The organism is Kitasatospora sp. NPDC059571 (assembly GCF_042735675.1).
In the GTDB taxonomy this organism is placed as follows: Bacteria; Actinomycetota; Actinomycetes; order Streptomycetales; family Streptomycetaceae; genus Kitasatospora.
Window position 1 is genome coordinate 1 of record NZ_JBHWBW010000807.1, and the last position, 1,542, is coordinate 1,542.

General features: G+C 72.6%; 1 protein-coding gene. It reads right to left on the bottom strand.

What is annotated here, in order from left to right; all coding sequences use genetic code 11:
• Nucleotides 1–145: 145 nt before the first annotated feature.
• Nucleotides 146–1,171 (bottom strand): 6-phosphofructokinase, encoded by a 1,026-nt coding sequence (locus ACFV0G_RS39215; RefSeq protein WP_380558660.1) that lies wholly within the window; start codon nt 1,169–1,171, stop codon nt 146–148.
• Nucleotides 1,172–1,542: the final 371 nt, after the last annotated feature.

Sequence of the window (1,542 nt, forward strand, 5' to 3'; positions counted from 1 at the left end):
CACCCGTCGCCGTCGCGCACCGCGCGGGGTGCTTCCCCCAGCGTCGGGCCGGTGCGGGGGCGGCCGCCCCCGGGGGGGGGCCCCCCGCCGCCCCCACGGGTCACCGTGGCCGGCCCGCCGAGGGGGCGGGCGGGGTGTCCGGGTGTCAGATGACGGTCTCGGCCTCGACGTACCGCTCCTGCGGCACGGTCTTCAGCTCCGCGACCGCCTCGCCGAGCGGGACGAGCTTGATGTCGGTGCCCTGGAGCGCCGTGATGTGCCCGAAGGCGCCCTTGTGCGCGGCCTCCACGGCGTGCCAGCCGAAGCGGGTGGCCAGCACCCGGTCGTAGGCGGTCGGAGTGCCGCCGCGCTGGGTGTGGCCGAGGATCACCGGGCGGGCCTCCTTGCCGAGGCGGTGCTCCAGCTCGCGGGAGAGCTGGGTGGCGATGCCGGTGAACCGCTCGTGGCCGTACATGTCCTTCGTGCCCTCCTCCCACGGCATGGTGCCGGGCTCGGGCTTGGCACCCTCGGCGCAGACCACGATGGCGAACTTCTTGTGCCGGTCGAAGCGCTCGCGCACGACCTCGGTCAGCTTGTCGATGTGGAACGGGCGCTCGGGCACCACGATGGCGTGGGCGCCGGCGGCCATGCCCGCGTTCAGCGCGATCCAGCCGGTGTGGCGGCCCATCACCTCGACGACCATGACCCGCTGGTGCGACTCGGCGGTGGTCTTCAGGCGGTCCAGCGCGTCCGTCGCGACCGAGACGGCGGTGTCGAAGCCGAAGGTCACGTCGGTGCAGGCGATGTCGTTGTCGATGGTCTTCGGCACGCCGACCACCGGCAGGCCGCCGTCGCTCATCAGCTTCGCGGCCTTGAGGGTGCCCTCGCCGCCGATCGGGATGACGGCGTCGATGCCGAGGTCGGCGCAGTGCTGCTTCGCCCGCTCCACGCCGTCGCGCAGGTGGCTCGGCTGGACCCGCGAGGAACCGAGGATCGTGCCGCCCTGGGCGAGGATGCCGCTCACGGAGTCGAGGGTCAGCGGGCGGTGCACGCCCTCGAGCAGGCCGCGCCAGCCGTCCTGGAAACCGATGATCTCGTCGCCGTGGTCGACCACCCCCCGGTGGACCACGGAGCGAATCACGGCGTTCAGGCCGGGGCAGTCACCGCCGCTGGTCAGGACACCAATACGCATTGCTTTGCAACTCCCCTTGGGGGCACCGCCCAGCCGCGAGGCTGGGGGAAGAACCGGAGGCCGGACTGCCACCTCGGTGTCGCCACCGTGGAACGGTCGTTCCGGACATCTCTGACCGAAACGACCACGAAGCACAGCATACGGTCCCTGCGTCCGGCCGGGCAGGAGCCGAGCGGGAGCGGCATCGTCGACGCGTCCGCGCATCACTGCAGCCGGACGCCGAGGAGGGTGGTGCGTCCAGCGCTTCCTATTCTCTTATGCATCCCGCCTGCGGAGTACCGGTTGTTCGCCATTCGGGAGAACCGCCCCCCCCCCGCGGTCTTAAGCGGGCGGGGGGGGTGGCGGGCAACCCCCCCCCCGCGAGCCCGGCG